This window comes from Leadbettera azotonutricia ZAS-9, assembly GCF_000214355.1.
Classification (GTDB): domain Bacteria; phylum Spirochaetota; class Spirochaetia; order Treponematales; family Breznakiellaceae; genus Leadbettera; species Leadbettera azotonutricia.
Window position 1 is genome coordinate 3,580,652 of the sequence record NC_015577.1, and the last position, 25,304, is coordinate 3,605,955.

Annotated in this window: 22 protein-coding genes; 15 read left to right on the top strand and 7 right to left on the bottom strand. The window is 44.2% G+C overall.

The genetic code is table 11. From position 1 onward, the window contains the following. Positions 1-50 precede the first annotated feature (50 nt). Positions 51-2,909 (top strand): PD-(D/E)XK nuclease family protein, encoded by a 2,859-nt coding sequence (locus tag TREAZ_RS15860; RefSeq protein WP_015712914.1) that lies wholly within the window; start codon positions 51-53, stop codon positions 2,907-2,909. Continuing rightward, a complete protein-coding gene (locus TREAZ_RS15865) occupies positions 2,906-6,526 on the top strand; it encodes a UvrD-helicase domain-containing protein (RefSeq protein WP_015712915.1) in 3,621 nt (1,206 codons plus the stop codon). The genes TREAZ_RS15860 and TREAZ_RS15865 overlap by 4 nt, the downstream gene beginning before the upstream one ends. On the opposite strand, the gene TREAZ_RS15870 is transcribed toward TREAZ_RS15865, so the two are convergent. Further along, a complete protein-coding gene (locus TREAZ_RS15870; RefSeq protein ID WP_015712916.1) occupies positions 6,523-7,902 on the bottom strand; it encodes an MATE family efflux transporter in 1,380 nt (459 codons plus the stop codon). The genes TREAZ_RS15865 and TREAZ_RS15870 overlap by 4 nt on opposite strands. A 168-nt stretch (positions 7,903-8,070) precedes the next feature. Here TREAZ_RS15870 and TREAZ_RS15875 point away from each other — a divergent pair, with 168 nt between their 5' ends. Then, entirely contained in the window at positions 8,071-9,243 is a 1,173-nt protein-coding gene (locus TREAZ_RS15875; RefSeq protein ID WP_015712917.1) for a type III PLP-dependent enzyme, read from the top strand. Here the strand turns inward: TREAZ_RS15875 and pheT are convergent. Continuing rightward, positions 9,233-10,975 carry a phenylalanine--tRNA ligase subunit beta gene (gene pheT / locus TREAZ_RS15880; protein ID WP_015712918.1) on the bottom strand — a complete coding sequence of 581 codons (1,743 nt, stop codon included), beginning with the start codon at positions 10,973-10,975 and terminating at the stop codon, positions 9,233-9,235. The genes TREAZ_RS15875 and pheT overlap by 11 nt on opposite strands. Before the next feature lie 98 nt (positions 10,976-11,073). On the opposite strand from pheT, the gene TREAZ_RS15885 reads away from it, so the two are divergent. Continuing rightward, a complete protein-coding gene (locus tag TREAZ_RS15885) occupies positions 11,074-12,072 on the top strand; it encodes an RNA ligase (ATP) (RefSeq protein WP_015712919.1) in 999 nt (332 codons plus the stop codon). Positions 12,073-12,137: 65 nt separating this feature from the next. Here the strand turns inward: TREAZ_RS15885 and TREAZ_RS15890 are convergent, their stop codons facing one another. Beyond that, positions 12,138-12,572: a bacteriohemerythrin gene (locus TREAZ_RS15890; protein ID WP_015712920.1), complete on the bottom strand. Its 435-nt coding sequence runs from the start codon at positions 12,570-12,572 to the stop codon at positions 12,138-12,140. A gap of 36 nt (positions 12,573-12,608) precedes the next feature. Then, on the bottom strand, positions 12,609-12,818 hold the full coding sequence (locus tag TREAZ_RS15895; RefSeq protein ID WP_015712921.1) for a hypothetical protein: 210 nt from the start codon (positions 12,816-12,818) through the stop codon (positions 12,609-12,611). Positions 12,819-12,906: 88 nt separating this feature from the next. Here TREAZ_RS15895 and TREAZ_RS15900 point away from each other — a divergent pair, with 88 nt between their 5' ends. The 4 genes from TREAZ_RS15900 (at position 12,907) to TREAZ_RS18800 (ending at position 14,479) form a co-directional block, all read left to right on the top strand. After that, the gene (locus tag TREAZ_RS15900) at positions 12,907-13,125 is read left to right on the top strand and encodes a hypothetical protein (RefSeq protein ID WP_015712922.1); all 219 of its coding nucleotides are present in this window, start codon (positions 12,907-12,909) and stop codon (positions 13,123-13,125) included. Between the two features lie 184 nt (positions 13,126-13,309). Then, entirely contained in the window at positions 13,310-13,942 is a 633-nt protein-coding gene (locus tag TREAZ_RS15905; protein ID WP_015712923.1) for a TetR/AcrR family transcriptional regulator, read from the top strand. A gap of 3 nt (positions 13,943-13,945) precedes the next feature. Then, positions 13,946-14,314, top strand: a complete 369-nt coding sequence (locus TREAZ_RS18340; protein ID WP_052297704.1) for an alpha/beta fold hydrolase — start codon at positions 13,946-13,948, stop codon at positions 14,312-14,314. A gap of 3 nt (positions 14,315-14,317) precedes the next feature. Then, entirely contained in the window at positions 14,318-14,479 is a 162-nt protein-coding gene (locus TREAZ_RS18800) for an alpha/beta fold hydrolase (RefSeq protein WP_201764776.1), read from the top strand. Between the two features lie 193 nt (positions 14,480-14,672). Here TREAZ_RS18800 and TREAZ_RS18290 read toward each other — a convergent pair whose 3' ends face one another. Together TREAZ_RS18290 and TREAZ_RS15915 are read right to left on the bottom strand one after the other, a co-directional pair. Further along, on the bottom strand, positions 14,673-14,813 hold the full coding sequence (locus TREAZ_RS18290; RefSeq protein ID WP_169312647.1) for a hypothetical protein: 141 nt from the start codon (positions 14,811-14,813) through the stop codon (positions 14,673-14,675). A gap of 167 nt (positions 14,814-14,980) precedes the next feature. Continuing rightward, positions 14,981-17,683 carry an alpha-mannosidase gene (locus tag TREAZ_RS15915; RefSeq protein ID WP_015712925.1) on the bottom strand — a complete coding sequence of 901 codons (2,703 nt, stop codon included), beginning with the start codon at positions 17,681-17,683 and terminating at the stop codon, positions 14,981-14,983. Positions 17,684-17,718: 35 nt separating this feature from the next. On the opposite strand from TREAZ_RS15915, the gene TREAZ_RS15920 reads away from it, so the two are divergent. The 7 genes from TREAZ_RS15920 (at position 17,719) to TREAZ_RS18650 (ending at position 23,642) form a co-directional block, all read left to right on the top strand. Further along, the gene (locus TREAZ_RS15920; RefSeq protein ID WP_015712926.1) at positions 17,719-17,958 is read left to right on the top strand and encodes an SDR family oxidoreductase; all 240 of its coding nucleotides are present in this window, start codon (positions 17,719-17,721) and stop codon (positions 17,956-17,958) included. A gap of 162 nt (positions 17,959-18,120) precedes the next feature. Beyond that, positions 18,121-18,372 (top strand): hypothetical protein, encoded by a 252-nt coding sequence (locus TREAZ_RS15925; RefSeq protein WP_148257833.1) that lies wholly within the window; start codon positions 18,121-18,123, stop codon positions 18,370-18,372. Continuing rightward, entirely contained in the window at positions 18,372-19,103 is a 732-nt protein-coding gene (locus TREAZ_RS15930) for a hypothetical protein (protein WP_015712928.1), read from the top strand. Before TREAZ_RS15925 ends, TREAZ_RS15930 begins: the two co-directional genes overlap by 1 nt. 8 nt (positions 19,104-19,111) lie before the next feature. Then, entirely contained in the window at positions 19,112-20,290 is a 1,179-nt protein-coding gene (locus tag TREAZ_RS15935; protein WP_015712929.1) for a hypothetical protein, read from the top strand. Positions 20,291-20,435: 145 nt separating this feature from the next. After that, complete coding sequence (locus TREAZ_RS15940; RefSeq protein WP_015712930.1) at positions 20,436-21,758, top strand: J domain-containing protein; 1,323 nt, start codon at positions 20,436-20,438, stop codon at positions 21,756-21,758. 213 nt (positions 21,759-21,971) lie between these two features. Then, the gene (locus TREAZ_RS15945) at positions 21,972-22,898 is read left to right on the top strand and encodes an MBL fold metallo-hydrolase (RefSeq protein ID WP_015712931.1); all 927 of its coding nucleotides are present in this window, start codon (positions 21,972-21,974) and stop codon (positions 22,896-22,898) included. A gap of 66 nt (positions 22,899-22,964) precedes the next feature. Continuing rightward, on the top strand, positions 22,965-23,642 hold the full coding sequence (locus TREAZ_RS18650) for a DnaJ domain-containing protein (RefSeq protein WP_015712932.1): 678 nt from the start codon (positions 22,965-22,967) through the stop codon (positions 23,640-23,642). A gap of 418 nt (positions 23,643-24,060) precedes the next feature. On the opposite strand, the gene TREAZ_RS15955 is transcribed toward TREAZ_RS18650, so the two are convergent. After that, the gene (locus TREAZ_RS15955) at positions 24,061-25,302 is read right to left on the bottom strand and encodes an IS256 family transposase (protein ID WP_015709764.1); all 1,242 of its coding nucleotides are present in this window, start codon (positions 25,300-25,302) and stop codon (positions 24,061-24,063) included. Positions 25,303-25,304 lie beyond the last annotated feature (2 nt).

The window sequence follows — 25,304 nt, forward strand, 5'->3', positions numbered from 1 at the left end:
GAATGTGCTATACTTTTTCAATATGAAAGGTGAAATAAACAGATAAAAAAATGAATATAATAGTAGAAACTATTAAAAGGGAAATCGCCAACCAGGAAGTCCGCTTCGTGTTTCCTTCGGGACTCGCTGCGGATCTCTGGGCACGCAGGACCTGTACCCTGGGTCTGGCCCGCTCTATAGCGGGGAACCGTTTCCTGGCCTGGGACTATTTCAAGGAAGAAGTGATACGGGAGGAAGTGAAAGACAAATCCCCGGCCTCCCAGGTTGTGCGGAAACTTTTTGCAGAGCTCCTGGTGAAAAAAAACGCAGAGGCCACAATTTTAGAAAATGCTGACAAAATAAGGCAGAATGTTGATTCCGCCGGAAGGCCCAGGCGCGGAGCTTCGGGGTTCCCCCTGCTTGCGGTGATCCCACCTGAACATGCCAAGGGAGGGAGCGTCTTTACCGCTTCCATAGCCCAGGCCCTCCCCTCCCTCGCGTACTGGGAAAATTTAAAAAGCAATACCCGCAGGGAAAATGATGACGAGGACAAGGATTATGAAATCATTAAAAAAGAATACAAAGAATTTTTGGATCATTACAAATTTTTTGAACCCTCCTGGGAAAAAGCAAAGATCAAAACCGGGAAAATCCGGTACATCATTTTTTTTCCTGAACTCATCGAAGACTTTCAGGAATATGCAGAATTGCTAAAGCCGCCTCTGGCGACCAAAATACTTCTGGACAGTCTGGAGCCTGCAAGGCCCGAACTTCTGCTGTATAAATCGGTAAGGGAAGAAATACGCAGCGCTGTCTTGGAAATACGCCGCCTCCATCAAGAGCAAAAAATCCCTTATGAAAAAATAGCCATAAGCCTGCCGGGGCTTGAAGATATGGAGCCCTGCTTGATCCGTGAATTATCGCTTTTCCATATTCCATATATCAGACGGGCAGGGAAAAAACTGGGGGAAAACAGCATAGGCAGGCTTTTTTCACGCATCAATGACTGCGCTGCCAACAGTTTTTCGTTTAACAGCCTTAAAGCCCTGATCTTAAGCGACCTGCCCTGGAAAAACCCTGAAAGCAATGACGCCCTCATTAATTTTGGCATTGTGAATAACTGTGTTTCCCCTTATTCCCAGGGAAAGGATCTTATAGATGTCTGGGAAAGCGCTTTCAAAGATGCCTATAAAGACGAAGAAAAAAAATTGGCTTCCTATTATTGGGATTTAAAAAGAAAGATAAACGATCTTGCAGGATCAAAAACGCTAAAAGACATACGGAAATACTATTTTGCCTTCCGCCGGCTTCTGGACATGGATAAAATTTCGGATGCAGACAATGCAGTATTGGGCCGCTGTATTGAGGAGCTCAATTCCCTTATCGAACTTGAAGACAAGCTTGGAGATGCGATTCTCCAGTCGCCCTTGAATTTTTACATTTCCCTGCTTGGAGAAAAATCCTATGTGCCTGCAGGGCAAAAGCCCGGGGTGAACATCTTCCCCTGGAGGGTTGCCGCCGCCTCTCCGTTCCAATATCATTTTGTGCTTAATGCATCGCAGAACGATTCCATGGTGCTTTACCAGTCCCTGAAATTCCTGGGCCAGGACAAGCGCAAATTGCTTAATCTTGAAGACCATGATGCCACCCCTGCATTTTTCCTGCTCTGCAATGCCGGCAGAATCAGCGCGTCAACCCAGACCTTTTCAGGCTGGACTATACCGCACAGCTTTTTTGCCGGAGGAAAAGGCCTGACTGTAAAGCCCCCAGCCACCCCTGATGATCCCTACCGCCATGAACGGCAATGGTGGGCAGGGGACAGGGCGGGAAAAGATTTTGCCAAAGAAATTTTTGCCCTGCAGAAAGAAGGCTTTGATCATTGGAGCAGGATCCTTGCCCTGCGCGGCGGCAAAAGTTTTTCATTTTTCATCAGCCCGTTAATAGAAAACGGAATTCCCCGGGAATTGCTTGACAAGAGAATCTGGAGACAGGACGAAAAAAGCAGCGATCCCCTCCTGATTGCAACGCCCACAAAAGATCTCAACGACTTTTTTAAATGCCCTGTGCTCTGGCTTTACAAACGGATATTCGGCGTAGAAGAATTCTACCTCGAAGCCAAGCTGCTGGACGATGAATCATTAGGCATATTATATCATAATATACTAAAAGAGCTTTTTGAAAAAATCAAAAAGGAAGATCATTCTTTTAAGGCAGCCAGGCTGAAGGAATATAAAAAGTGGGTTATAGATATCGCTAAAACCTGCATAAAAAAAGACAGGACATTCAAAGGCCCTCTTGCCCTCCCCCTTCTTACTTCACAGGCAGCGGGAATCTCAAATAAGATAAATGTTCTGCTGGAAGCGGAGGCAAATTACTTTAACAATTATGCCGTGGCGGAACTTGAAGTGCCTCTGGAATTGCGTAAAAACAATGTGCTTATCAAAGGAACACTCGACAGGGTTTCCCTGCATCCTGACGGCTATCCTGTAATCATTGATTATAAAACCGGCGAGGCCCCAAAACAAACCGAAAAGAAGAATATTGAAAAACAGCCCCTTAAGGATTTCCAGATGCCCCTTTATATCAAGCTTTATGAGGAGCTGCTCAAAGCCGATGAAACAAAAAAGGGCAAAAAGGTTGAAGGCGCTTTTTATTTCAGCATAAACAAGCACAGCGCCACCCCGGTAATCGGGAATCTGCCGAGAAAAAAAACAAACTCTACCCGTGAGGATTACGAGCCCTTCCTTAAAGCCGCAGACGGCAACCTTGAAATTTTTTATCAGGCTGTAGCAAACTGCCGTTTTATCCCCAGGGAAATCAATTTTAAGGACTGCGGTTCCTGCAAATATAAAACAGCATGCCGTTCAGTGTATTTCCTGAACCCCGGCGAACTTCCGGCAAGAAAGAACGGGGAAGAGGAGGAACCATGAAAAATCTCCTGAAAGCTCTCGACCCTGGACAATGCGATGCAGCCACCTTGTTCTCTAATGGCATTGCCGCAGCCGGAGCAGGTTCGGGAAAGACCAAAGTCCTTGCCACCCGCTATGCCTGGCTTATAATGGAAAAAAACCTTAAGCCCGAAGAAATCCTGGCCCTCACCTTCACCAACAAAGCGGTAAGCGAAATGTACAGCCGCATTTATAACTTTCTCCTTGAGGAACAAAAAGACAACCCCAAGGCACAGGAAGCGTTAAAGCTCTTTCACAAAGCCCGGATAAGCACCCTGGATTCATTTTCGGCCCAGGTAGGGCGCATTGCATCGCGCCGTTACGGCATAAGCCCTGACTTTTCGAGCGACGACCAGGGCATAAAGGAATTGGCAAGGGATTCGGCTCTGCGTTTTGTCCTGGACCATTTGAATGATCCTGCAATTCAGAGGCTTCTTGAAGAAAATAAAATAAAAAAGATTGCCGAAGATATTTTCGCAGAAATAGTGCTGGAATACAGCCCCATATCAAGCCCCCTTGATTTCAACGAGGAGCTGGAGCTTCAAAAGAAAGAAATAACCCTCGCATGGAAAGAAAAATCAGGCGCGGCTGATGCAATCATAGAACTACTGATCAGCGAAACAGATCGCCTGGGAAGCTCTGTAAAGAGCATCAAGGCCAGCCAAAAACTGACGGAAATTTTTGCAGGAAAGAGTCCGCCAAAAACGCCCGATATAAACCCCTTGCTGGAAGATAAATCCCCGTCTCCTGAATCAAGGCAGGAAATAGCCGAATACTTTGCATACCTTTCGGAAATAATCGCCGTTGCTGCCAATTTCGGCAATTCAAGCGATTTCACCCTTATAGAGGAAAATTTTAAAACCCTTAAAGGCAACATTGCAAAAAAAGACGGCCTGTATTTTGAACTTGAATCTATAGCCAATTATGCCCTGCAATTCAGCATCACTTCCGGGATTTTCAGGCTGCTTAAAATATTCCAGGAAGAATTCAATGAAAAAAAACGTGCTTCAGGGAAGCTGACCTTTAATGACATTGCCCATCTTGCTGTTGACGCCCTCAAAGATCATCCTGATATACGGAAGGTTTATAAAGATTCCGTTGCCAGGATCATGATCGACGAATTCCAGGACAACAACAAACTGCAACGGGATTTGATTTACCTGTTGGCTGAAGATCCCAAAAGGGAAGAAAAAGGCATCCCGCCCATTGAATGCCTTAATCCGGACAAGATGTTTTTTGTGGGCGACGAGAAACAGTCAATTTACCGCTTCCGGGGTGCGGATGTAGCGGTCTTTCGGGGCTTGGGCAACGACATTTTCAAAGGCGAAGCCAAAGCGCAGGGCAGCATCAGCCTGAATCACAATTACCGGTCCCGGCCAAATCTCATCGCTGCTTTCAATAAAATCTTTGGCAACCTGGACGAGGGTGAGGATGATGAAGAGGGGAAAGCCGGAGGCGTCTTTCTTCCCATAAACGATTCTTTGCCCGATTATGAAGCCATATACCGCCGCATAAAGCCCCCTGAAGGTTCGGCGAAAGAAACTGAAAGCCTGGTTCACTTTTGTTTTCTCGATTCCGGCCGCCTGGCTGATAACGATCCTGACGGCACGAGTTCCCAGGATCTTGAAGCGGCTTTTATTGCGAATAAGATACAGACCCTTATTCAAAACAAGGAAAAAATCCCGGAACGCGCAAAAGAAGGCGCTATTGCCTGGCGGCAATGCAGATACAGCGATTTTGCCATCCTTGAACGTTCTTATACCCACCAGCAGGCATTGGAAAAACAATTCCGTAATTTCGGCATTCCTTACAACACGGATCGCCCTGCGGGACTTTTCAGCGACGGCCCTGTTAACGATCTCAAATCTTATCTGAGACTTTTGGTTTACCCCCAGGATCGGATTGCATATGCAGCATTGCTGCGTTCGCCGTTTATGCGCTTAAGCGATCTTGCCCTTTCAATCTGCATGCTCAGCCCTGTTAAAGAGCCTTTCAGCGAAGAACTGGACAAAGATATCCCCAAAGAAGATTTGCAGCTCTATCAGTCGGCCAGAGAGCATTACCGGGCGATGAAAGAGGCAAGCCGGAGCCTTCCCCTTACAGAATTGCTGACAAAGCTTTGGTACCAGGAAGGCTACCGTTACGAAACCCTGTGGCAGGAATCCTCGCAGGTTTACGAGGGATTATTCGATCTCTTTTTTGAATTTGCCCGGAATATTGAAGGCAGGGGGAAGAGCCTTGCCGAATTTCTCGATTATCTTGAAGACGTGATCAGCAAGGAAGAAAAGCCTGATGATATGGATATTCCCAGCGAAGACGGTACAGGCGTGCGCATCATGTCCATACACAAAAGCAAGGGCCTGGAATTCCCCATAGTTTTCCTCTTTGACTGCGCCAATTCGGGAAACAACAAGGCAAGCTCCGGTCTGATTACCAACCATGAAAAATGGGGCATAAGCCTTAAACTGCCCCAGGCTAATGAATTGCCCCTTGAAGGGGACAACTATTTCCGCCGGCTCCAAAGAGCGGAGGAAAAACTAAAAAGCACAGCGGAACTGCGAAGGCTTCTGTATGTAGCCATGACCCGGGCAGAAAGCCGCCTGTTCCTTACCCTTGCACTGCCAAAGCAGAATAACGGAGAAAGAGAAGCAAACAATCTGACGAATAATGAATGGAACGCTGATAAAATCAGGGAAAGGCTTTCCCAGCTCAATGCCAAAGACAGCGACAGCCAATCCAGCTTCCTTAAACTCCTGACCCCTATAGCAGCCAAAGACTTAGGTTCCCTCTGCACAATCGAGGCTATTCAGGTTTTATCCCGGAAAGAAATCCTTTTCCTCGCCGCGCCCTTTAGGGACAAATCCAGGTCCGATGCTGACAAAACAAAAGCCGCAGCCGATGCCCGGCCCTTTTATGAACATGCAACCCTTATTGAAAAAGAAGAAGTGCAGCCCGAAACCCTCTCGGCAAGCAAACTCCACATCAGTACTAAAACTCATGAGCCTGCAGAAAACAATGCCCCTCCTGCAACAGATGCCGGTAATTACAGCATTAGCCTGCTGGAAAAAGCCGGCCTTAACGCTGCCGATTTCGGAACCATAGTGCATGCCGTATTGGAAGGAACCCTTAACAAACACCAACCCTTCATCCCCTCGCGCATTGTTTCCCGGCTGGAGGATGAAAAGGATTTAGCCGTCATACTTGAAGAAGCGGGCCGCATGGCGGACAAATTCCTGGCCTCCGGACTTGGCATAAAGTGCCTGGCCTCTGGCTTTTGTGAACCTGAATACCCCATTATTACCGCGGTCACGATTGGAGATCGCAGCATTCCCATTACCGGGCAGATCGACCTTCTCTATGAAGACAGCGCAAGCATGGTCATTGTCGATTTTAAAACCGATAAGGTTGAAAACCCCGAAGACCATTACGAGCAGCTCGCTGTTTACCAGCGGGCCGTCTCGGATATCTTTGGAAAACCCGTTAAATCCTGGCTCTATTACCTGCGCAGCGGCAATGCGGTGGATGTCAGCGATCAGGCTGAGATGATTTCAATTGAGAAGGCGGCTGAGGCTTACTGCGCGGAAGTTATGCTTCGCTAAACCGTCAAATTCCTCACCCACCGCTCCTTATTGTAAAAATAACGGGCGATGAAGCATTTGAGTATGTCCGTGGATTTAATAATGCCGAACATGCCCACAGGCCCCACATCGGTGAAATGGGCGAGGAGGAAGGCGCCGGGAATGACGATGCCGACATTCACCGTGGTATCGGTACAGAAACCCATGAAGGTATCGCCGCCGGCGCGGCACACGGCAAACTGGGCGTTGAGAACGGCCCATATCGGAAAATAGCAAAGTATCACCAGGACAAGCCCAAGGCCTATGCCCCGCGCTTCGAGGGTAAGGTTGGAAAAGACCAGGGGTATGAGAAAATATGCGGCGGCAGCTCCAACAATACTGATGACCGCGCCTGCAATTAATCCACCTGACAGTATCCATTTGCCCCGGCTGCGGGCCTCGTCCAGTTTGCCTGCCCCGAGGCTTCCACCGACCAGTACAGCTGCGGTAGTCCATATCCCTCCAAAAAGGAGAAAGAAGATATTGGCAATGGTACTGCCCGCGGACATACCCGCCATGGTTTCCGCCCCTCCCCTGCCGTTGTAGAGGGCGACCATGATGGTCTCGGAAGCGACCCACGAAGCTTCGGAGATGAACATCATCACGGATTTGGAAATTATCTTCCTTACCAAAGACCGGTCCACTTTGAGGATATATCTGAAGGGGCTATAAAAGGCTATCTTTTTTCTGTTTGCATAAATGATGAAGGCCGCTGCTTCAAAGGTCCTCGCAGCGATAGTAGCAATGGCAGCGCCGCTTATTTCAAGCCGCGGCGCCCCGAGATTCCCGTAAATCAGGAACCAGTTGCCAATAGTGTTAATCACCGTAGCGATAGCGGAAATATAAAGCGGAACCTTTGTCTCGCCTGTTTCCCTGAGGGACGATCCGATGGCAGTCGAAATAACCATGGGCACAAGGGTAAACGAAATCAGCCTGAGATAATTGGCGCCCCTTGGGATAACTTCATCCCTCGCAGCATTCCCCACGGTCATCATTCCGATAAGCCCTTCGGGGATAATCCAAAACAGAACAAAGAACGCCAAAGCCCCCGCAAGGCCGAAGAGCACCTTGAAACGGTACGCATGCTTCATGCCCTCGGGATCATTCGCGCCCCTGAACTGGGCAAGGTAGATGCCCCCCGCCTGGCAGGTGATGTTCACGAAGACAATATAAATAAAGAGCATTTGGTTTGCCACATTTACTGCGGCCATACTGGCGTCCCCAAGGCCCGCGACCATGAAGTTGTCGATGAGGGAGACCATGCTCATAATGAACTGCTGGAGCATTACCGGGAGGGCGATACTCAGGGCTTCCCGGTAAAAACTAAGAGGACCCAAACGTTTAACACGGAACGGCAATCTAGGCGTCCTGCTCGACTGCCAATGCTGCTATCAAAACATCCGCCATTTTTTCAAACCGCCATGCCTGAATACTAGCCTACAAAGGGCGATTATGCTAGGATCTTTTGACCCCTTGGAGGGGGTTTTGAGGATTTAATCCCCATCTTATTCACAAGGCGGCGCCTCATGGTTAACAAGGGTGAATATGTTTCAGATGAAGACTGGCGGCGGTTCCTGGAGTTCTCCAGGGATCTTGAAACTCCCTGTATAGTGGTTAATCTTCAAACTATACGGAACAACTTTACCCGGCTTAAAGGGCTTTTCCCCTACGCCGACATTTACTACGCGGTCAAAGCCAATCCCGAAGAAGAAATAATATCCCTGCTTGCGGAGCTCGGTTCCTGCTTTGACATAGCCTCCCGCCCCGAACTGGACAAGGTTCTCGCCCTGGGCATCTCCCCCGAAAGGCTTTCCTACGGCAATACCATCAAAAAGGCCAGGGACATAGCCTACTTCCGCGAGAAGGGCGTCCCCATGTTCGCCACGGACAGCAAAGAAGATCTCAAAAACATAGCCCAGCAAGCCCCCGGCGCCCGCATCTACGTCCGTATATTGGTAGAAAACTCCACCACCGCCGACTGGCCCCTTTCCCGCAAATTCGGCTGCCACCCCGACATGGCCTACGACCTTCTCATCATGGCGCGGGATCTGGGCCTTACCCCCTACGGAATAAGCTTCCATGTAGGAAGCCAGCAGCGCGACATAGGCCAGTGGGACGACGCCATCGCCAAGACCAGGTATCTTTTCACTTCCCTGGAAGAAGACGAGGGCATAAGGCTTTCGATGATAAACATGGGCGGCGGCTTTCCGGCCAACTACACCCAGCCCACCAACGACCTTGCAGAGTATTCAACGGAAATCAAACGCTATTTATTGGACGATTTCGGCGACGACCTCCCAAAGATCATTCTGGAGCCCGGCCGCTCCCTTGTGGGCAACAGCGGCATCCTGGTCTCCGAAGTGATCCTGGTTTCGCGGAAAAACAACACCGCCCTAAACCGCTGGGTCTATCTCGACACCGGCAAATTCAACGGCCTTATCGAGACCCTGGACGAGTCCATCAAATATCCCATCGTTACCAGTAAAGATGTTGTAGGCGGCAAGGAAGCCGAGGTGATCCTCGCGGGCCCCACCTGCGACTCCATGGACATCCTTTACGAAGATTACAAATACCGCATGCCCGTGGATCTCAAGATAGGCGACCGCCTCTACTTTCTTTCCACCGGCGCCTACACGGGGAGCTACGCCTCGGTAAGCTTTAACGGCTTCCTGCCCATCAAGACGTATATTATGAAATGACAGCCTCAATATCGATCTCCGCAGCCGTGCAGGGCATAGCCACGCCCCAGTTTTCCAGCAGCTCCGGATGCAGCTCTCCAAAAACGCCGATGCGCCGACCCTTATAGATGATGTTCGCCGCGCGCCCCGGAATAAAGCGTGAATCCCGGGATTCTTCCACCTGGTATTCGCTATTAATATAGTAGAAAAGTGTTTGAAGCTGCCCTGCCAGAGTGTTGAAATTGGCGTCCCTGTCCGCATGGAGGAAGCCAAGATACTGGCGGGTGGAAGTGCCGTAATTTTCCTTATCGTTGAGATACGCCACTTTCCCGATTTCAAAAATTTTATGGGGATACACCGCGTGCCCGGACACAGATTCGCTCGACATGAGGGAGGTCAGAACAGAGTCCCTCACGTATTCGTAATTCTCGGTCATGGGGTTCGAGATGCGTATGGTCTTCTTCCCGTCGCCCCGCATTTTTTCTACAAAGTCCTTGCGTGAACCCAGGTAATTGTAAATCATTTCCTGATACCCCAGGCCCACCATGATCTCCTTCACCTTGCGGCTGAAAAGGGTGATGGGCGTAAGGCGGCCCACGGTAAAGTCATGGGGACGCTCGGGCTTAAAGGTATTGAGGCCCCTGCCCATCATCACATCCTCGGCAACGTCTGCCGCATGGAGAAAATCGTTCCGGTATTCGGGGGGCCATGCCTTGACCCCTTCAAGGACCGCAGTACCGCCGCGCTCGGCCTCTGTCGCCTTTTCGGCCCTGACGCCCATTCCGGCAAGGGCGGCAAGGCAATCATCGGCGCTGAGCTTTTCGCCCAAAACCTTCTCGACCCGCGCAAGGGAACAGAACACAGGCTCCTGAAAATACCAGGGAGTGGTAACATTTTTCCCGAAAGGCGTGTCGTACTCGTACTCCACTTCCACAGGCTCGATGGTAAAGCCGTTGTCGGCCAAATCGCAGGCCACGATGGAGGCAGCCAAAGTTACCGCAGGAAGATCCGTTCCGGTCAATTCCACGAAGAGATCCGTGTCGCCCACCTGCACTGCGCCAAGGTCAGCGGAATTGATGATGGGCGGATACGAAAGAATAGCCCCGGTGGTATCGGTCAAAAGCGGATGAAGGGGCTCATGCTCCTGGATAAAGCCGTACTCCTTGCCCTTGGGATGCTGCTTCAAAATTTCCCGCAAGGTCAGGGGCACGTCCCACTGGAGGGGCACAAAAGAAACCGAATCGGGATCAACGGCCTTGTAGATGATGGGCCATTTGATGATCCCGATGCGGTAAAGGCCCATGGAAATAGTCCGCCGCTTGCGCCCGAAATTCCAGGCCAGCTTTTCCTGGGTCTGTATCATGTCCCGCAGCATGGGGTCAGAAATGGCCTTGCCTGACGCGATAAAGCCCGCAAGGAAGGGGCGCACTTTTTGCACGCTCTTTTCTACCTTGACTTTTTTGGAAGCCTTCTTGATATCCCCAGTTTTCGAGAAGAAAGGATAGTCCGGCATCTTCCCGCCGTTGTGAACCCTGAGCTGCCTGGCGCAGCCCGCAGTACCCCAAAGGTCGGGCCTGTTGGTATCGTTGAGCTCGATCTTGAGGATGCGCTCGGAGGGCGGCAGCTTCTTGTCCGAGTCCTCGTCCAACTCCGCCTTGGCAGAGCTGAGGGCGTCCTCGAATTCTTCTTTAGTGTTCCAGCGGCGTCCCGCAAGAGTATAGAATACTTCTTCGTTTACTTCAATCTTTGGCATAAGTTGATAATAGGATAAAAAGAGGCCGATTTACAAGAGCCATGGCGCCTGGCACCATTCAAAAAAAGTGCTATACTATACAAAGACGGAGGTATCCTATGCGTTCATTAGCCAGTATTCAAAAAGTTGGGAACATTTCGCCTATCGAGGGTTCGGATTTTTTGGAGATTGCCCATGTGATGGGCTGGCAATGCGTGGTAAAGAAAGGCGAGTTCAGGCCGGGCGATTTGGCTGTGTATTTTGAAGTGGACAGCTTTTTGCCTGAGGATGCTCGTTATGAATTCCTGCGTAAAACATCGTGGAAGGATAATGCGGACAATGGGCAGGGTTTTCGCATCAAGACCATAAAACTGCGGGGCCAGCTGTCCCAGGGGCTGCTGCTCCCCTTCTCCGGTTTTCCGGAACTGGCAGATTATTCTGTGGGCGCTGATGTCACAGAAATCCTGAATGTGAAAAAATGGTATATTCCGGAAGTAGCCACCGGTTCGGGTACGTCGATTGGAGACAGGCCCCATGGCATACCGGCTTCCGACGAGATACGCATTCAATCGGCGACCGATCTGCTGGAACGCCTCTGCGGCGAGGCTTACTACATTACGACCAAAATGGACGGCACATCCTGCATCGTATATTGCATCGACGGTAAAATCGGCTGTTGCAGCAGAAACCACGAGATCAAGGACGAAAAGGATTCGCTCTATTGGGCGCCTGTGTATCACTACGGGCTAAAAGAAAAGCTTCTGGCCCTCGGCAAAAACATTGTCCTGACCGGCGAGCTTTGCGGGCCCGGCATACAAAAAAACAAACTGCGCCTGCCCCAATATGAATGGTATGTGTTCGATTATAAAGAATGGAACAAGGGCGTGTATGTATCCTACGAGGCCATGGTAGAAGGCTGCGTTGCACTGGGTGTTCCCACCGTACCCCTGGAGGAAGAGGGGGAACACTTCTCATACACTTTGGATGAACTCTTGGAAAAAGCTCGGGGCAAGTACCCGAGCGGCCTGGACAAAGAGGGTATCGTCGTGCGCCATAGCCGGTCGCCGCACCTGGTGTCCTTCAAGGTGCTCAACAACGATGCGCTGCTGAAGGAGTGAGGCGCGCTTAGGGGCACCTTTCTTGGGTAGCATTGTTCGATTAGCGGCAATCTTCCCGAATCCCTTCATTTGCCATTTTGTTCCTCCCATTTCTTAAAATATTCTACTCCGCCTTTGTCATGTGTTAATATGTGTTCTAAACACCATTTTCTTATGTATTGCATAAACCCCAGCAAATCTATTTCTCTCTTCCCCATTTCTATTTCAGTCATTATTTTTACAACGCTTATAAATATTTTGCCATGTTCTGCTTTATGTTCCTCATAATGCGGAAAATTGGTTTTTTCCATCATTTCTTCTTCTGCGGAAAAATGCTTGGCAATATATTTTAGTATTATTTGTATCCGTGTATTAAAATATTTTATTTCTTCTTCCCTATTTCCGTTACAATGTTTTAGTGCATCATTTATGAAATTTATTATTTCCTTGTGTTCATTATCCAATTTCTTAATATTCAGTAAATATTTTGGATCCCATGCTGTATATTCTTTTGGTTCCATTTGTTCCTTCACGTATTGCCATTCTCTACCCTAAGCCTAGATCCGCGACCCGTCCAGCATCGTTTCCGGCAGAACAGCCGCCGGGCCATTCGCTTCCTTTCTTGCGGTGTAACTCCTCACTGCCGCCTCCACCAGAAATTCAATCTCCTCGTTGATACTCCGCTTATTCTTTACAGCAAGCTCGAAAACAGCGTCATCCATCCATTCGGGGATTTGAATAGTCCGCAGTTTCTTCTTTTCTTTCATAGTCCCAATATAGTCCCAAAATGGGACTGTTGTCAATAGAAAAATTATACAAATTGAAAATAAAGCAAATTTACTCGATAATGGGGATATGAAAAAGGTACAGCATAATGTTAGATGGGAAGGATGGCTTTCAAACGCCATAGACGAATGGGGAAGGGAAAATGGCGGGAAAACCTTTTCCGATTCGGTAAATTATCTGCTCGCCTGCGAACTGGATCGGCTTGGGTATAAGCGGGAAGTCTATGAGCCGGGGATATATGAAAAAACCAAAGACGAAAATACAGGCTTGAACAAGCCTCACCGATAACAGGGCGCCAGGCACTGAATTTGCCTAGTGCTCTCTCCTCGCAAGCGCGCTATATGTAGCGGTACAGTTGTTTATTCGAATACGCTGGTTTAGTACCCCTTGTTCGGGCCGTGTTGACATTTCATAGGGGTCAGATTACAATATAAATGACACTATGTCATTTATATCAAGAGGAGGGGCATGTATGCCTAAAGTTACGGAGGAATACCTGATAGATAAAAGAAATTTTATTCTTAAATGCACAGGGGAGGTATTGAAAAAAAAGCCCCTGTATCTGATTACCATGCGGGACATTATTAAAAAATCCGGTTTCAGCCAGGGAGCGATTTATCGGTATTATTCGGGTTTGGACGGTATCTATGCGGACTTTATCAATACCTATACTACCAATACCTCGTTAGAACAAAGGATTGATACAGTATTAAGCTCAGGGCAGGCAGAAAAAACAATCCTTGCTGAATGTTTCATGGCAATGGGGGAGTACATCGAGGAACTATTGAAATCCGTTGTCGGCAAAACGTTTTTTGAACTGACGGTTTTATATGCCTATGATTTTGAGAAAAGAGCCGCTGTATTTTCCAATCTGAAGTTTAAGAAAAGCCTTGAGTACGCGCAAGGCAAAATTGTGGAATACGCCATGATCAATGTGGAGAAAGGCGTTTTCCGCCCTAAAATCCCTCCCCGCTCCATTATTCAGTTTGTAAGCAGCTTTATCGATGGAATTGCGCAAAGCGTGGCACTCAATTCGTCGGAAATGGTTATTTCCGAAATGTTTCAAACCTTGGCAAAGGCTGTTGTCAATTTCCTGGAGGTGTAAAAGGTGGGCAAAGTGCTGTTATTCATCATCGGCATTCTGTTTGCGGGAGTTCTGCTTATCCTGATAACCAGCCCCGGCAAACTTCCGCAGTTAAAAGATGCGCAAGGAAATGTCATTCAGGGTTCGATTTCCGAAAAAGCATTGATCGAAGTCAATGGAATCAGGCAGGGAATGTTTATTCGGGGAGAGAACCCTCAAAACCCCGTAATACTCTACCTGCATGGCGGCCCCGGAACGCCGATGCTGCAATTTATTTCTTATTTGGAAAAAAGCGAACACCTTGAAAAATATTTTACTGTTTGCTACTGGGATCAGCGCGGCGCGGGAATGACCTACTCCAAATCAACAGATCCATCGACTATGACAACATAGCAAATGGTGGAGGATACGCATGAAATTACAGAATATCTCAAATCGCGTTTCGGTCAAGATAAAATATACCTCCTGGGGCACTCCTGGGGTTCATATCTTGGCGTTAAAACAATAGAAAAATATCCAGAAAACTATCTCGCGTATAGACGATTTCTCGCAGCTTGAATATCTCGTAAAAGTCAGGACTGAAATTCTCAACAAATACGGAATCGGGCATTTGCATCAGGGGCTTGCTTTTAAAGACATACTTAAAACGTTCTTGCAGAAAAATATTTAGATGCCCTGGAAGCTCCTAAAAAAGCCTTTTTTACATTTAGCAATTCTGCCCATTCTCCAAACATGGAAGAATCTGAAAAGTTTATTGCCGTTTTTCGTGAAATAGCATTTGAAAATTCGCCGGGCGAATAGCAGTTGTTGAAGCGACACGTCCGAGTATATTATGAGCCGGGCAGCTTTTCTTCTTAACTATATCCGAATCAATAAACAGTTTTTTCTTCATATGCCTTCTCGTAATATATAACCCACTTTTTCGTCATTTTTAGCGAGTTTTTTTAGATCCTTTTCTGATATAATTCCGCTTAATTTTTCAATTAAAGGTGGATATTTTTTAGGTGGCGTATAGTCATAAAATAAATTTAAAAAAATTTAGTTTCACCAAAAACAGAGTCACCGCAATTTAAGTGTGACAATCCAAAAAGGCGGAACGTCGATTTGTACTTTTCCTCCGGTAAGGGTTAATTCTGAAAGGGTTTCTTCATTAAGCCCCGCCATAAATGCCTTTTTTACGGGGAATTTAAATTCCACTGCGCCTTTAATTTTTTTTGTGGTAGTATTGTAAAACCTTAAGATATGGCCTTCTTCAAATTCACAGGGTTTGAAACAGGTAACATTGAGGCCTTTGGAAAGGCTGAGAAAGCTTTGAGTTTGGGGAAGGGGGCCTTTGGCTGTGGGGGTCACAGGAAGAGCCGACAGGGGGACTGCGAAATTACGCGCTTCGATATAACTGGCTGAAGTTTCCCAAGTTTCCTTGTGGGGTATAACCGAGTACTGGAAGCTGTGCGCACCCTTGCACTGGCCTTCGGGGGCAAAAACAAGCCAGCCGCCCCGGTCTTTGCGGGTGCGCATTTTCCACTTGCTGATTTCACCAACGCAGCGAAGCAGGGTTACGGCGATCACAGAACCGGATTCTTCGTTGTAAACTTCAAATTCAGGAAGACCCCGGTTAGCAATGGTAAGACCATGTTCATCACCGGAGACATCACAAAATTCCTTCTGAGGGTTGGTAGTAAAGTATTCCTGCCACCCCGGCTCAATTACCTTTTCTACAGGGCGCTCGTCTACCGAAAATGCTCCGGCACTGACTGAAAGTCCGGCTTTGAAGCCCAGGGGAAAAAGAACCCTGAGGCGGTGATACTCAGCCTTGTTGTCGAATTGGGTTTCCATATCCAGGCGGGGTATACCGTAATACAAAGTAAGCCTGGTAGTAAAACTGCAATCTACGAGTTTTCCGCTGCGGCGCACATCGGTGTCAATTGTAGTTTCAGGAAGATGAAAAATACCAGATACAGAGATGGCCTGGCTGACTTTTCCATTTTTAACAGTTTTAATACTAAGTGAAGAAGGATCGGCAAATACGGTACTGTCATATTCGGGAGGACAGTAGGTATATTCATCACCGCAGTCGCCTGAATCGGCGAGGCGGCCTATGCCGGTATAGAGGGCTTTGGTCTTTTTATCGAAAACTTTAAAACTGCCGTCAGTATCAGCGCAAACCTTAAAAAATTCATTTTCGATTTCGGAGATGGGAAGGGTTTCACAGGAAGCCGGTGTTTTAGCCCCGGAAGCACTAAAAACAGGCTTAAAACTTATGGTTTTGTAACCCATGGGGGGCACATCTTTAACAAGCAGGGTGATATTACAGCGCAGGGTGCAATACTGGTTCGGGAAGGTATAAGGGTTGAGTTTGAGCTTGCCGGTAAAAACTTCGGCGCTGTTAAGGAAGCAGGGAATCTCTTTTTCACCGTCAAAGGCTTTTACTGAAGCGGGAATATCCCTTCCCAGGAGATCCTCGATGGTAATTACTTTGGCCTTTTTGTTTCCGGTCTCGTTAAAATCAATCTTCCCCATAAGTACAGGATCAAGATCCACAGTAAGATTAAGTGTATCACTGCGGGAAATACCGGAAGAATTAAACACTGCGGCAGCAATATCGCCTTTGAGACCTTCAGCGCTGATACCATTGTAGAAAATACTGCAGCGATCGAGCAGGGCTGAGCCAATTTCGCGGGACTGGTTGTAGCGGTAAATCATGTCGCGGTGTACCGCATCTATGCTGCAGCCGCAGATGGAATCGTGGGGCTGGTTTTGGAGCAGGCTGCGCCATGCCTCGAGTATCAGTTCTTTCGGATAGGGATAACCCTGAAGAGCAGCAAAACTGTGAATGGGCTCCAGGGTATTTTCGAGAAGGCTCTGCACCTCAAAATTGGCCTGTTTAAGGTACATACGGGTAGAAATTGTGGATGTAAGTATAATGGCCGTATGGGTTCCCATCATTTCGCCCTTATGGGTTTTGATGCTTTTTCCTTTTATTTCTTTTTCAAGGGCAGTAAAAAATTCTTCAAGGGTGGTATGGACGATTTTTCCTTTCTTCATTTTTTGATTGGCGCCCTTTATCACTTTTGAAAGATAGGGAACCGCTTCAAGATGATCCCCGCCGTTGCTCAGGTAAAGTACATCGGTACTTGCTCTGGGGGATGAATCGTCTATGTATTTGTCCAAACGTTTAGCCAGAAGATCGGGATCATCGGGGAATTCAGCGCCCGTGGAATAACCTATGGGCATAAGGTTCACGAAAATTTTGGAGCCGTCAGGAGACTCCCAGTAGAATTCATTTTTATCCACATCTTCAGTAGCGCCCCGCCAAAAGGTCATCTGCTTCATGCCGAGGCCTGCAAGGATCTGGGGCATCTGCGACGGGTGACCGAAGGAATCGGGGAGATAGCCTATGTTCATCTTTTTGCCAAATTTGCGGCTCAGCCTTTCACCCATAAGCCAGTTGCGTATATGGGATTCGCCTGAAATGAGCACTTCGTCGGGGAGCACATACCAGGGTCCGATTACCAGGCGTCCGTCCAGAACCAGTTTTTTAATCCTGTCAAAAGCCTCAGGCTTTACCGCAAGGTAATCTTCAATGGGTATCATTTGCCCATCCATCATAAAGGAAACATAGCCGGGATCTCTTTCGAGTATGTCCAGAAGGTTATCGACCAGCCTTACCAGGCGCACCCTGAAATTCTGAAAATCCAGATACCATTCCCTGTCCCAGTGGGTTTTGGAAACCGCGTAGATTGTCTTTTTTGATACGGCCATCGTGTACCTCCGCTGGATTAGTTTAACATTATCCCTTGTATCTGTCATCGCTACCGGAGGCAGCCAAGGGCGGAGTTATGCAGCTTATCAAGGAACTTTCCAACGACTGGCTTGCCCGGGGAGTCAATGTAAACTGCATAGCTCCGGGCTATATGGCCACCGACATGAACGAAGCCCTTCTGGCGAACGAAACCAGGTTCGCCCAGATCAGCGCCCGGATTCCTGCCAACAGATGGGGAACTGGCGCCGACATGAAAGGTTGTCAAAATTTTTAGAGATATTAGAGAATTCATGAACTGAATCAACCTGTTATAAACAATATTTCTATTAAAATTCTGAAAAATTTTCGCTCGCGACATCAAGTGTCGTACCTAAACTCTAATATTATTGATAGTTATCATTGAAAATGATAAAATCATTATCGAAGGTGGATAAATATGACTATAGGTAAATGGTATAACTGCTGTAAAGAAAACATGGAAGGAGAAAGATGCTTGTTCTGTGAAAACTTAAATTATTTCTATCATTCTGATGAAATTGATTTTGGCGTTCATGAAAAATGGTTTACTTCTCAGCATTTTAAGGCCGAATTATGGATTCCTTCTCAAAAACCCATCCATTTACCAGTTATGACTCATTTGTTTGATGTTTTATTTCAAAGCGATTCAGAAAACCAAGGGGGAATTTAATGGATCATTCTAAAGCATTTTTATGGAAAATAGATTTGAATTTAAGGAAAAATTGTTTTGATCATAAGGATATATACAACATACTTGAAAACATCACAAAATACATTCCTACATTAGATGATTATGATACTTATAATGAGGATGATATCAACAATTATGTTTTACGATCAAGTGGTAATGCTGCTGCCAGGTTTGAATTATCATCTGACTCAATTTCTTATATATTCTACCATTCTGAAAATGATGATGAGTGGTTGGATTATCCAAATGTAATTTTTGATATTATTGAGTCCTCTGATATTATAAATCCATTATCAATAAATTATATTGAGCGATGTTCTGCTAATATTTTTAGGACAAAAATAAATCATGGAAGAATAATTAAAGATTTATTTATAAGGAATTCAGAATTCTCAAAATTGATGGAAAGTAATCCTATTATGAATTTTACTCCCGATTTCAGTGTTCTATTAGATAAAAAATTATCTATTTATAATAGGATTAATTTTAAGTCTGATAGTTCTTTACGAGATGACATGAATGAAACATATGCTAATTCTAAGGAGTTAACCGTATGGTTCTCCATCATTAAAAAAATTGGTTTTAATCCACAATTTAATATTTCTGAATGTTTTCGGTTATTCGACGCATATTACTCTAAGGAATCTGATAATTTCAAAAGAAATATAGAAAACCCGATTTATAGATACTTAAAAGAATATGATAATTAGGAGGAATTATGTCAATACTAAACATTGATAAAATTTTAACTGAATTAAGAAATTACTATAGAGATGGTACAAATAGTCTATTATTTAGGAATTCCCCTGTTTTTAAGTCATTGGGAAAGACTACAATAAGTGATAATAAATATTGTTATAGTGTTCTCTATGGAGATGGTGGTTCGGCATCAGGGAACTATGACGATGCAAAAGATAAGGCTTTAAAAAACAATAAATTTACTGATATTACCGTTCCATGCAAAGAATTATATGGTTCCTATTTTGTTGATAGTACATCCATTAAAGATCAAACTGAAACAGAAGTTATTCATGGAGCAGAATTATTTATTGCTACAGAATCATTAAGAAAATTAATTGCAACATCTTTTTATGGTATGGGATATGGAGAATTTTTTAAAGTTAAAAAAGAGATCGCTACCAAAAGTGGCATAATGAATAACGTACAATTATCTGAAGAATCAATAATGTCTATTCATGTTGGAACCACATTTCAAGGAACAATAGAGTCTGGATTTCCAGGAAACAGATTAGGAAAATCAATAAATGTTATAACTAATATTTCGGAAAATGTTATTACTTTTTCAGCAACAGAAAATGAAGTCTACCCAGAAAATTCATATTTATGTATATCTGGATGCAGGGATACTGATGGTACACCATTATTACCACAAGGATTATCTGCTTGGGTGCCATCAATATACGAAAGGAAAGATGAAAAATGGGATAGATATATAGAAAATGATTTTAATGGACTAAAAAGATCAAAAGATATAAAAAGACTAGCAGGAGAGTTTATTATTCAAGCAGAAAATGAAAAAATTTCTGATTGTATAAAAAGATTATATAGACTTGTTTATAGATCTGGCTCTAAACCAAATGTTATAGCTATAAACGACCGTGTTTATGCAGCGTTATTAAAAGAACTAACTCCAGGTTATTATAAAAAAGAGACTTCACAAAAGGAAAGTCAGAATACTTCTATAGATCTTGATTTTGCAAGTCAATATCTTGATTATATTATAGAAGACCCATATTGCCCTTCGGATTTAATTTATATTTTTGATAATGACAAAATTGAATTTGTTTTTTTTAATCAAAAAAGGAAGATGTTTTTTCGAAGAATAAAAATGATACGCGTATACATATTAGTACCCTATTATGTGCTGAAAGAATAAATATGGGCAGTTCTTTTATTACACTGAAAATACAAGGTAATATCTGCCTTTATGATACATCTAGTATCGGGGTATTAAAATTAATCAATGAATATTAATCATTATAAAAATTTGCTGATAATTATTTAGCAAAATCAGGAAAATCATGTTTTTTAACACAATTAAAACTAAATTACGGAAACAAAAAATTCAATTTAATTTGAAAGAATCATTAAAACGTAATAACCAGCTATGGCAAGAAGAAGAACTCATGAAAGAGGTACATCGAAAGCAAGAAGAACAATGGAGACAAGAGGAGCAGCAGAAGGAGGCCGAAGAAGAAAAAGAAGAACAATTGAGGGAACAGCAAGAACAACAAAAACAATTAAAAAAATGGATGGAAGAAAGGCTGCAAAAACAAAAGGAATATGAAGAAGCAGAAAAATGGGAACAGCAAGAGCAGCGAAAACTGTTAGAGGAACTACGCCAAAAGAAACTCCATGAGCAAGAAGAGCAAAGAACGAACGAAAAACTCCACAGGGAAGCAGAGCGGCAAAAACCAGCAGAACAACAGGAACAAGAAAAACAGAAAAGAGAGACAGAACAACAAAAGCAAGATGAATTATCAAACGAAAAAAAATTAAAAGGCGAGGAAAAATTAGGGAATTTTTTATATGATTTTTGTTCAGCTTATTTAGATAATGATATTTTTAAAATTTGTATAAAATTAAAAAATAAATTAGTAATCAACAATGTTATAAAATATGACGATACTAATATAATACTCTGGTCTGCAGTAATTATATTTATTGTGTGTCACATAAATAAAATCCCCATTCATTTTGAAACAATGCCAGATTATTGCAAATTAGATAATTTGGATATTCAATTTAAAGTACACAAAATCATTTTTGAATTAGATTTAAGCAATAATCAGGAATTAATCGAAACCATGGATTCTGAAAAACGATGTATGCAGCATCAAGAATGGGAAGAAGAGCAAAAAACCCTGAAAAAGAACCGAGAAATTGAAAAACAGCGTGAGCGTGAAGAAAAAGCAAAACTATACAAACAAAAACAGGAAGAAGAACAAAGAAGAGAGGGAGAACGCCGGAGACAAGAAGAACAACGACGCCAAGAAGAACATCGCAAATATGAACAGCAGCAACGAGAAGAAGAACAGCAGCGTCAAAAAGAAAGAATGCGACAAGAATATCAAAAGCATCAAGATGGTGAACAATATGAATATAAACGAAGAAATGAATACAGAAGATCAAATTTTCGATATTCGGATGCAGAAACGAAAAAACATTGCGAAATTTTACGACTCTCTTTTAGTCTAACTAAAGAAGAGATTAAGAAAGCATATAAAATTCAAATGAAAAAATATCATCCTGATATTAATAAGAATACAGAAGAATGCACTGAAATGGCAAAAAAAATTAACGCCGCAAAAGACTATCTTTATAAATGGATTGAAAATCAATGAAAAGATTAAGTAGTATCATTCAGAAAATTCCTATAATGTATACTTTTTTATACATTTTTTACTATTAATCCTCGATTTTTACAAAAAAAGCTTAAGAAATTTTTAAACGCGACATTAGATGTCGTCGGGCAAGGCTATTATTCCTTATATAGATTGATGGCTATGGAGGATTGAGTTTGTGTAAGTCATCCCCAGAGTGCCGAAGGAGCATATATGAAAATGAAATTTTACGGAGTGCGCGGCAGCTATCCTACCCCGGACGCAAGAATGATGGGCTATGGCGGAAAGACCGCATCAGTAGCTTTCTTCAATGAAAACAGTAAAGGAAAAACAGTACCCCTTTTCATTGATGCTGGCAACGGTATTGTTACCGCTGGTCAAGAACTCATGAAGGGGCTGTTCGACGGGTCAGTAAATACTACTTTCCCCATTCTCTTTACCCACCTGCACCCTGATCATACGGAAGGGTTTACCTTTTTCGCCCCCAACTTCCTGCCTCAAGTAACCCTTTATTTACTGGGTATGGAAACCCTCAAAAAAAACGTGGGCGCAGTATTGAAGCAGAAAATGCTTCCGCCTACATATCCCATTGAATATCGCGACCTAAAATCATACCGCAACCACGGGGTATTAAGTGATGGTCAAAGAATTGCCATAACTGCAAGTGGTATTCCTATCCCGTATACCGATACCGCTGCAAAAGCAAACAAAGACGAACTTGTCTATATCGTAGACGTGATGCAGTCCTTTGCCCCGTCGCACCCCCAGCAAGGCGCCCTTTATTTCAAGGTTACCGATGCTAAAACATCGAAATCCGTTGCTTGTATATGGGATATTGAAAGTCATACCGGCGGTGATATGAGAGTAATCAATTTCGCCAAAGGCTGTGATTATATGATCCACGATACCCAATATACTGACGAAGAATATTACAGCAATAAAATGATTGTTCAAGGCTTCGGCCATTCAACTTACAATATGGCAATTGAAAATGCTACAAAAGCCGGTATTGGTACGCTTATACCTTTTCATTACAACCCTAACCATACTGACGAAAAATTGAATGAAATATTCAATAATTTCAAAGACAAAAGTATATTGCAGTTTATGGCTAAAGAAGGAATGGCAATAGAGATATAACAGTTTATCCTCCCGGTAATACCGGGAGGAATTTTTAAATAAATTCAAAATATTAAGGAGGTTTCAATGAATAATTATGATATCCTTGGCGTACAATATAATGCAAGTATTAATGAAATCAGAAAAGCTTATAAAAGACTTGTATTGCAATATCATCCGGATTTAAATAAATCCACGGATGCATATTCTAAATTCCTCGAAATCCATGAGGCATATGAGTCGATAGTAAATAATGCTGTATTTAATGGCTCGGAAACATTTGATGATGAGTCATTTTATGAATATAGTACTCCATTCGAAAATATTGATGAATGGTGTGATATTGATCTTTCTGATATAACTGTTGAAGAAGCAAAAACAAAAACTTTGAGGCTTTTAAGATTGTTAAGAAAGTATTTTCCCATAAATACTGAGTCAGATTATCATAAAACAAGACAATGGATAATTGATGGATGGGAATATATTTTTGATATATATATGCGCGTTGAAGGAAATGGTTGGTATTATGCTAGAAAAATAGGAAAACCTTATCATGATAAATTATATAAATATTTTTACAAGAATTCACAAACTTTTCAGCTAGATTATGTTTTAAAGATAATTGGTCGACTAGAATATAATCTTATAAACTGGGATACTAAAAAGAAAGTAAAACCAAATAGTCATAGGTTAGAATTATACCAATATAGCGAAAAACATCAGAAGAAGTGGTTATTTGAATTGCCAATCTATTTTAAATTATAAGGATAGGTCCAAACCATATCGACGAAAATTTGATGAAAGTTTCATTTTTGATTGAATAGTCATATGGTTTATGATATTATATAAAACACATGAGTAAGTGTTATTAAAAGTTATGGCTCGATGCCTGAGTATAATTGTCTCTTTTCTGATATGCTTGACTGTATACTTTTACATGGATGAGAAAAGGGGAAACAAGAAGAAATACAGCGTAGAAGGTATTTTGAATTACACACTAATGAGATAGAACAGGGAGCTATATTTGACATAGAATCAATGAAAAGAGCTGAGATCGGAAGGATACATTTGTAACCCAAAAGTACCCCCGGCGAACCGGGAAGGAATCTATTGAGGCCAGAATTTTGCCAGGCTCACTAAATTCGGACGTGTCCGAATTTTTGTGTAAATGGCAATGAATTATTTAGAACGGAACCCGTTCATTGCCAAAAATAATAGCGAATTGGTTGAGCGCCATCCCCCAATCCCGTACCGGCATTGTCCATTTCTCTGACGCATTCCTAATTGCCAAATACAATATCTTAAATATAGCATCATCGTTCGGAAATGTCGAGCGGTTTTTTGTGACTTTTCGCAGCTGGTAATTTAATGACTCAATTGCATTTGTCGTGTAAATTGCCTTGCGGATTTCAGGCGGGTATTTAAAGAACTCGCTTAAGTCATCCCAGTGGGTATCCCAGGACTGGTATATCATCGGGTACTTGGCATCCCATATCTTGCCGAATTCTTCCAGTGCGTCACGGCCGGCTTCCTCGGTGGCTGCCGAATATATGGCCTTAAGATCGGCACAGATTTTTTTCAGGTCTTTCCAGGAAACAAACTTGGTGGAATTACGCACCATGTGGACAATGCACAATTGGATACGGGTCTTGGGAAATACTGCCCGAACCGCTTCGGGGAAACCGGTAAGGCCGTCCATGCAAGCGATGAGTATGTCTTCCACTCCCCGGTTCTTTATTTCGTTCAGGACGCCCATCCAGAACTTAGCCCCTTCGTTCTCCGCTATCCAAAGGCCCAATACCTCCTTCTGACCCTCGAAATTCACTCCCAGAGCCACATAGACGCTCTTGGTACAGCTTTTCCCGTCCTGTTTGGTCTTGACCCTCAGGGCGTCCAAATACACGATGGCATAAGATTTTTCCAGCTGCCGATTCTGCCACTCCTTCACTTCTTCCATCACCGCTGCAGTGACACGGCTTATCAATTCAGGGGAGACTTCCACGTTATATATTTTTTCCAGGTGTGATTTAATATCCCGGTCGGTCATCCCAAAGGAATACATCGAAATAACCTGGTCGTTAAATATAGGGAGCCGTCTTTGGTGTTTCGCCAGTATCTTGGGTTCGAACGTTCCATTGCGGTCCCGTGGTACCTGTATCACTGCACTCTGATTCTCTGTCAGGACTGTCTTTTCACTGTACCCGTTTCGGCTGTCCCCCGAATTGTCCCCGGCGTTGGAATTCTTTTCATACCCCAAATGCTCGTCCATTTCAGCATTCATGACACGGCTTAGCAGCTTCCCTGTCAGATGCTTTAATAATCCTTCCTGTCCAAGGATTTCTTCCTGGGTCATTCCTTTAAGGTCTATCTGATCGAGTATTTGGTCGATCAGATCCTTCTCTTTCAGTTTTCGTGTACTGGCCATTT

Bases quoted from the DNA above. Each gene is read 5' to 3' on its own strand.
- TREAZ_RS15860 (WP_015712914.1), top strand. From the start codon at position 51: ATGAATATAATAGTAGAAACTATTAAAAGGGAAATCGCCAACCAGGAA.
- TREAZ_RS15865 (WP_015712915.1), top strand. From the start codon at position 2,906: ATGAAAAATCTCCTGAAAGCTCTCGACCCTGGACAATGCGATGCAGCC.
- TREAZ_RS15875 (WP_015712917.1), top strand. From the start codon at position 8,071: ATGGTTAACAAGGGTGAATATGTTTCAGATGAAGACTGGCGGCGGTTC.
- pheT (WP_015712918.1), bottom strand. From the start codon at position 10,975: ATGCCAAAGATTGAAGTAAACGAAGAAGTATTCTATACTCTTGCGGGA.
- TREAZ_RS15885 (WP_015712919.1), top strand. From the start codon at position 11,074: ATGCGTTCATTAGCCAGTATTCAAAAAGTTGGGAACATTTCGCCTATC.
- TREAZ_RS15890 (WP_015712920.1), bottom strand. From the start codon at position 12,572: ATGGAACCAAAAGAATATACAGCATGGGATCCAAAATATTTACTGAAT.
- TREAZ_RS15895 (WP_015712921.1), bottom strand. From the start codon at position 12,818: ATGAAAGAAAAGAAGAAACTGCGGACTATTCAAATCCCCGAATGGATG.
- TREAZ_RS15900 (WP_015712922.1), top strand. From the start codon at position 12,907: ATGAAAAAGGTACAGCATAATGTTAGATGGGAAGGATGGCTTTCAAAC.
- TREAZ_RS15905 (WP_015712923.1), top strand. From the start codon at position 13,310: ATGCCTAAAGTTACGGAGGAATACCTGATAGATAAAAGAAATTTTATT.
- TREAZ_RS18800 (WP_201764776.1), top strand. From the start codon at position 14,318: ATGGTGGAGGATACGCATGAAATTACAGAATATCTCAAATCGCGTTTC.
- TREAZ_RS18290 (WP_169312647.1), bottom strand. From the start codon at position 14,813: ATGAAGAAAAAACTGTTTATTGATTCGGATATAGTTAAGAAGAAAAGC.
- TREAZ_RS15915 (WP_015712925.1), bottom strand. From the start codon at position 17,683: ATGGCCGTATCAAAAAAGACAATCTACGCGGTTTCCAAAACCCACTGG.
- TREAZ_RS15925 (WP_148257833.1), top strand. From the start codon at position 18,121: ATGACTATAGGTAAATGGTATAACTGCTGTAAAGAAAACATGGAAGGA.
- TREAZ_RS15930 (WP_015712928.1), top strand. From the start codon at position 18,372: ATGGATCATTCTAAAGCATTTTTATGGAAAATAGATTTGAATTTAAGG.
- TREAZ_RS15935 (WP_015712929.1), top strand. From the start codon at position 19,112: ATGTCAATACTAAACATTGATAAAATTTTAACTGAATTAAGAAATTAC.
- TREAZ_RS15940 (WP_015712930.1), top strand. From the start codon at position 20,436: ATGTTTTTTAACACAATTAAAACTAAATTACGGAAACAAAAAATTCAA.
- TREAZ_RS15945 (WP_015712931.1), top strand. From the start codon at position 21,972: ATGAAAATGAAATTTTACGGAGTGCGCGGCAGCTATCCTACCCCGGAC.
- TREAZ_RS18650 (WP_015712932.1), top strand. From the start codon at position 22,965: ATGAATAATTATGATATCCTTGGCGTACAATATAATGCAAGTATTAAT.
- TREAZ_RS15955 (WP_015709764.1), bottom strand. From the start codon at position 25,302: ATGGCCAGTACACGAAAACTGAAAGAGAAGGATCTGATCGACCAAATA.